Annotated in this window: 6 protein-coding genes; 2 read left to right on the top strand and 4 right to left on the bottom strand. The window is 64.6% G+C overall.

The genetic code is table 11. The features are described 5' to 3' along the window. The first annotated feature begins 179 nt into the window (after positions 1-179). The gene (locus PMES_RS13640; protein WP_159966271.1) at positions 180-1,031 is read left to right on the top strand and encodes a putative nucleotide-diphospho-sugar transferase; all 852 of its coding nucleotides are present in this window, start codon (positions 180-182) and stop codon (positions 1,029-1,031) included. A gap of 54 nt (positions 1,032-1,085) precedes the next feature. Here the strand turns inward: PMES_RS13640 and PMES_RS13635 are convergent, their stop codons facing one another. Continuing rightward, positions 1,086-2,477 (bottom strand): sensor histidine kinase, encoded by a 1,392-nt coding sequence (locus tag PMES_RS13635; protein WP_159966270.1) that lies wholly within the window; start codon positions 2,475-2,477, stop codon positions 1,086-1,088. Beyond that, complete coding sequence (locus tag PMES_RS13630; RefSeq protein WP_159966269.1) at positions 2,474-2,944, bottom strand: putative pterin-binding protein; 471 nt, start codon at positions 2,942-2,944, stop codon at positions 2,474-2,476. The genes PMES_RS13635 and PMES_RS13630 overlap by 4 nt, the downstream gene beginning before the upstream one ends. 316 nt (positions 2,945-3,260) lie before the next feature. Between PMES_RS13630 and PMES_RS13625 the strand changes: the two genes are divergently transcribed. After that, entirely contained in the window at positions 3,261-4,232 is a 972-nt protein-coding gene (locus tag PMES_RS13625) for a DMT family transporter (RefSeq protein ID WP_159966268.1), read from the top strand. A 27-nt stretch (positions 4,233-4,259) separates the two neighbouring features. On the opposite strand, the gene PMES_RS13620 is transcribed toward PMES_RS13625, so the two are convergent. Both PMES_RS13620 and PMES_RS13615 read right to left on the bottom strand, forming a co-directional pair. Continuing rightward, a complete protein-coding gene (locus PMES_RS13620; RefSeq protein ID WP_159966267.1) occupies positions 4,260-4,550 on the bottom strand; it encodes a hypothetical protein in 291 nt (96 codons plus the stop codon). A gap of 293 nt (positions 4,551-4,843) precedes the next feature. Beyond that, positions 4,844-6,277: an aspartate kinase gene (locus tag PMES_RS13615; RefSeq protein ID WP_159966286.1), complete on the bottom strand. Its 1,434-nt coding sequence runs from the start codon at positions 6,275-6,277 to the stop codon at positions 4,844-4,846. Between the last annotated feature and the right edge of the window lie 8 nt (positions 6,278-6,285).

Genomic DNA, 6,285 nt, shown 5'->3' with positions numbered 1-6,285 from the left:
AAGCCTGCACAGCCACGATGCCGTCTCGATCCTCACCGAGGGGCCGACATTCGCCGCATCGACCCTCGATCCGCGCCTCTTCGACACGCTCTTCCACACAGGCTGAGCCGAAAGCACCCCGACAACCAGAACCGCGCCGCGAAAGCCGCACGGTCGAACCGGCCTTAACGAGCGAGTCCATGTCCCATAGCACAGGCGTCATCTACGTTGCCACCGGCGACGATTACCGAAATCTTGCGCGCGCCTCGGTCAGTTCCCTCAAGCGCAGCAATCCCGGCATCGCAGCGGACCTCTTCACAGACCAGCCCGACGCGCCCGGTCTCGACGCGTTCGACCAGGTCCATCCCGTCCCGCGAAACCACAAGCGCGCGAAGCTCGACTGCATGCCGCTCAGCCGGTTCGACAGAACCCTGTTCCTCGATTGCGATACGCTGGTGATCGCACCTCTTGGCGATCTCTTCTTCCTTCTCGATCGCTTCGAGCTGGCCATGGCCCATGATGTGCGCCGGGCATCCGCACTGATCCAGGAAGGCGACACGGAGACGACGCCATATGCCTTCCCGCAGCTCAATTCCGGTGTCGTCCTCTATCGAAAATCGGCGCCGATGCTCGATTTCTTCGATAAATGGGCGGAAAGTTACCGAACACGCGCGCATCAGCGTGATCAGATCGCCCTGAAGGACCTGCTCTGGTCGTCGGACATCCGCTTCTACGTTCTGCCACCGGAATTCAATCTTCGCCGGGTGACGCTGCTCGATGCCTGGGAACCGCTTGATGCCCGTCCGACCATCATCCATTCCCACCGTCTTCTTGATCATCTAACGGGACTGAACCGGCCGCGGGTGGCCGATGTCGAGACGCTCGTCATGCTGGAGCGCGAAGCCTTGCAGGACGAATGGCGGCGCCTCGGCGTTCCGGACGCTATGCGGCGTGAGATCGCAGTCCTCCTCGAGGGCATCAGCGAGGGCCGCTATCGCGGTGCCACGCGGCAGGCGGAGGATGAACCAGCCGCGACCGCAATGACCGGCTGATCGCGAAACGGCCGCAGCCGAGGCTTTGCCCCGGCGCGGTCCGGCGAGATGGTGTCAGGCCGCGCGCGTGTCCTCCGCCCTGATCTGCTCGGGTGCGTTCACATCCTCCAGATCGAGCTCGACGGTGAAAAGCGAGCCCTTCGATACCTCGCTTTGCAGGCCAAGCCGTCCGCCATGGCTCTCCACGATACCCTTCGCGATGCAAAGACCCAGGCCAGTGCCGCCGCGTGCGCGGTGATCGGAGGAATCCACCTGCTGGAACTTGTCGAAGATGCGTGTCTGGTATTCCTCGGGAATGCCCAGCCCGAAATCACGAACCTCGATCCGCGCCTTGTCACCGTGCCGCCGCAGCGAGACGTGCACCTCGCCGCCATGGTCGGAATACTTTGCAGCGTTCGACAGCAGATTGTTGAGCACCTGCATGAGCCGCCCCGGATCACCGTTGACATGCACGTCCTCGGCAATGTCCGTTTCGATGAGGCTGACCTGCTCGTTCACCGCATAGGTCGCATTGGCCTGGATGGCCTCGCGAACCAGCGCGGTGAGATCACACTTGCGCCGCTCGATCGTGACCCGTCCCGCCTCGATCTTGTCGAGATCGAGCAGATCATTGATCAGCGCGGCCAGCCGGCTGCAGTTGGAATAGGCGATCTCGACCAGCTTGCGCGCCGGTGCCTCGAGCGAGCCGACCGCCCCGCCGCGCAGAAGGCTCAGCGAGCCGGAGATCGATGTGAGGGGCGTGCGCAGCTCATGGTTGACCACCGAGACGAATTGCGCCTTCGCCTCCGCCGCGGCGCGGGACTTCACCAACAGCTCGACATTCTCGTTATACATCTGCCGCTGCTGACGCGCGTCCATGAAGAAAATGCCGGCAAGAAGCACGAGCGCCCCGACCGCGCAGGCGCTCAGCACCAGCGTGATGTTCGATATTCGCAGCAGGTTGGCCCTGGTGCGCACCGCCTCCTCCGACGAGGCCTCCACGGTGGCGAGGGAGAGCGTGTGCAGGGCCCCTTCGAGCACCGAGAAGGCGCGCAGGATGTCCCGCGCCTCTTCGTCCGCCGGTCCTTCGAGCGCCATGACACGCGCCTCCTGCTCGCGCAGCAACTCACCCACCGCCTCGAGCGGCGCGCGATCCACCTGCATCGCTGCCATCCGATCCGCGACCGTGCCGGCAGACAGGATGTTCAGCCGGCTCCAAAGAATATCGAAGCGCAGCTTGACCTCATCGGGATCGGCATCGCCCGCGATATACGCGGCGAGAGCATTCTCGAAGCGCAGGAATTCGAATTCGAGCTGCCCGACGATCCAGGACGATTTGCTCCGCTCGCCGGTGCGTATGTCCACCAGACGCGATTGGAGTGTCGACAGGCTGAGCGCGGTGATCGTCAGAACGAAGAGCACCAAGGCCGCCCCCACCCAACGGAAGCGGAATGCCAGTCGTATCACTTGCGCGTCACCTTCGCGAGCTGCCAGATCAGCCGGTCGTTATAGGAGGCCTCGGACAGTTCGGAGTGATCACTCATCGGATAGATGACCCAGATCGGACCCTTCGAGCGAACGGACATCGGCTTGCCGTCGATATGGGTCGCGAGAATCACATCGTAGTCAATCGCGTCGGATGCGGGGATGACCACGGTATAGTCGTTCAGCGCCGTCAGATGCAGCTCGTCGTCGCGATCGAGCGGCGGATCGGTGAACATGTCGCGCAGCAGGGGACCGGTAAAACGGGTAACTTCGGAGACGTAGTCGTTATCCGTGACAACTTCGATCGTCTCGAGCTGCGAGAGGGCGTCACGGTCGAACTCGGCGATGACCTCTTCACCGTCCACAACACTCAGGACCGTCTGCGCCGCAGCGCCGATCGGCGCCCCCAGGCTACAAGTCATTGCTGCAATCGCGAGGAAACGTTTCATCGGAACTTCTCCCATGTTCGGTCCAGTATGGCGTGCTTGCCCAGAAGGGCATGATCGTGACAAAGCCGTGCCGTAGAACGCGCCAGCGACTTGCTTGCACCATAAACCCAATCGGACCCGATTTCCGGCATAAAAGTGGCGCAAACCGATTAATTACGGGTTAAAGAGGCAAGTATACATCGGATCGATCCCGGAGCCGGCGCATGGCCCTCGCACGTCTCGTGTGTCACCGCGCTCCCTTCGATCCGGTGCCGGTAAATGGCAACCGCAGTCTCGGGGTGCGGGGGCCGGATTGCGAGTGGCAGGAGAGCGGGCAATGGTTGCAGGTTTACAGGCGCAGCGGCGCGATTGGTTCTGTCTGCTCGCTCTGGGCCTGATCGGCGGCGGGACCTTCATGGCGGTGGAGATCGCCCTCACCGGGCTTGCGCCGCTCTGGCTTGCAGGGCTGCGCATCCTCTTCGGTGGCCTCGTCATGGCCGCGATCTGGGCCCTGCAGGGGTTCCGCCTTTTTGCGCAATCCCCGCGGCGCATGACCCTGATCCACCTGCTTGCGATCAGCCTGCTGAGCACCGTGATCCCCTTCTCCCTCATCAGCTGGGGACAGCAGCATGTCACCTCTGGCTTCGCCGCGGTGGCGATGGCATCGAGCGCGCTCATGGTCGCGCCCCTCGCACATTTCACCGTGCGCGGCGAGCAACTGACCCAGCGCAAGAGCTGGGGATTGATCGCGGGATTCGCCGGCGTCCTAGTGTTGATCGGGCCCGGCACCCTCTCGGCGGCGGGAAGCGGGCTCGAGCTTCTGGGACAGCTTGCCTGTTTCGCGGCCGCGTCATGCTACGCGACGAGCTCGATCATCGTGCGCCGCCTTCCACAGGTGAATCCCGTCGGCCTCGTGACGGTCATGCTGCTGACTGGGGCGAGCATCATCGTTCCCGCTGCTCTCATCACGCAAGGCAGCCCGGACATGCCGCCCGCTTCGGCCCTCGGCGCGGTCATGGCGCTGGCCGTGATCTCGACCGCCGGCTCGAACATGCTGGGCATCCTGGTGATCCGCTCCGCCGGCCCGACCTTCATGGGCCTGACCAACTACATTACCCCCGTTTTCGCGATCATCCTGGGGGCGATGGTCCTGGGCGAGCAGGTCACGCTGCGCATTCTGGCGGGCTTCGTCCTGATCGCGCTCGGCCTTGCGATCGCACATCTGGGCCGCGCCAAGCTCAAGGCCGCGCTGCGATCCCTGCCCGGCCGGCTGGGACGCGGCCGCGCGGCGCATGGAAGCGTGAGATAAGGCGCGGAACCGCCGTTCTCCCCGAGGTCAGTCTTGCCGCGATCGCGGCCCGCGCGGCGCCATCTCGCCGTCGAGCGGGATCTGCGTCATCGCCGAAAGCCCCTCGGCGGCGTCGCGATATCCCAGATCCTGTGTGCAGGCCTGCCGCAGCGCTCTGAACATTGCCCCGCCACGCGATGTCAGCGCGCTCAGGCGGCGCCGCACCATGCCGTCCGCGGGCGCATCGGAATAACCGTGCGGCGAGCCCGCACCCCAGGCGAAGGGAGCGATCGCGCCCAGCCGATTCGGAACTGGGTCGTGCTGAGAGTAATCGGTCATCGAGCCTCCTTATCGGTGCTGCCGGATGTCCGGACACTGACGGTGGGATATGCTCAAAGGATGACGGATCGGCGCGATCCGAAGGCGGAGATATGGCATTCGCGTGGAATGTTCCGCCTACGCGATCAATGGCGCCGCGCCTGCCGAATTGGCCCGCTCGAAGTGATTGGAGCCGCTCGCCAAACCCGCAGGACTTGGCATTAGCCCCCGACAGGCAACGGGGCGCAGACCCCTCTGGTCCCGCGCCCCGTCATGTATCGCGTCTGCGCCCTGCCGGCGCGGCTCAGGTCATCTCAGGCGGCGGCCTGGACGCCACCCGCGCGCCCGATGCAGCGGTCGTGCAGCAGTCCGATCGCCGCGTCGAGCGCATCGCGCGGCACCATGAACTGCACATCGACGCTGCGGGTCGTCTGCTGGCCGGCGATCGGGTTCAACCCGGCATCCTCGAGCGCCGCGAGGCCGCTGGAGAGCACGCGCAGCCCCGACAGGTCGCGCCCGATCACCGAGGCGATCGACATTGCGCGCACCGACAGCTCAGCCTGCGGGTAGGTCTCGCGCAGATCGCGCTCCACCCGCCGGATCGCCTTCAGGGGGGCATCGACGTAATGGACGATCGTATTGGCGTTCGACGTCTTGGAGACGATGCGCACCCTGTGACGGGCCAGCATGTCGAGAATGGCGCTGTCATAGCCCTTTACCCCGACCATGTCCTGCTCGAAGAGCTCCAAAGCGTAGACATCGAGGCCGGTGACGATCTCGGCGCCGGGTGAGGCGGCCGGCTTGTCGTCGATCAGCGTGCCGGGATCGTCCGGCTCGAAGGCGTTGGTGACGCGCAGCGGCACATCCGCCTGGCGCAGCGCCTTCGCCGCCTTGGGATGGATCGCCTCCATGCCCATGTTGGAAAGCTGATCGGCCACGTCGTAATTGGTATGGCCGAGCTTGCGCACATTCTCGGCGCCCACCAGCTTGGGGTCGGCCGAGGAGAGGTGGAACTCCTTGTGGATCACCGCCTCCCGCGCGCCCATGATCGCCGCGATCTGGCTGAAGGTGACCTCGGAATATCCGCGGTCGAACTCACGCATCAAGCCCTCGACGCATTGCGCATAGCCGGTGACGATCGGCATTTCCGCCGAGAAGTCGATCCCGGCAAGGCCATCCACGATGCGTTCGCGCAAGGAGCATTCGCGATCGTCCCGCCAGCCCGACAGGTCGATGAAGCGGCTGTTGATGCCATGCTGGCTGAGCAGCAAGGCGGTCACATAGGCCGAATGCGCCTCGCCCAAGCCGGAGAGCAGCTCGCGGATGATCGCCATGTGCTGCGACAGCCTGAAATGCCCGTAGGAGCAGATCCGCTGCAGGTCGATCAGGCAATTGCGCGCGCCCTCGATCCGCTCGCGCACGAAGCCGTCGGCAAGCTGGCGATTGGCGGCACTCTCGAGCACCTCGGCATGGGCCACACACATCGCCTCGCTCACCCGGCTGAGCGCGTCTGACCAGGCATGATCGCTCTCCGCGCTGGCAAAGAGTGCGTAGACACCGGGCTTGCCGGATTTCTTGTGCTCGAGCAGCAGATCCGTGATCCCCCCGAAAGCGGAGACCACGAAGAGCCGGTGATAGGGATCGGCCGCACGCTCTCCGCCAAGGAACAGCGTGTCGACCAGGTCGCGGATCCGCGACATCGAGGTGCCGCCGATCTTCTCGACGGTCAGCTTGGAGTGGTCGCTCATGCCCTCTC

Source organism: Profundibacterium mesophilum KAUST100406-0324 (assembly GCF_009835145.1).
Classification (GTDB): domain Bacteria; phylum Pseudomonadota; class Alphaproteobacteria; order Rhodobacterales; family Rhodobacteraceae; genus Profundibacterium; species Profundibacterium mesophilum.
This window is presented reverse-complemented; position numbering and strand designations above follow the sequence as displayed.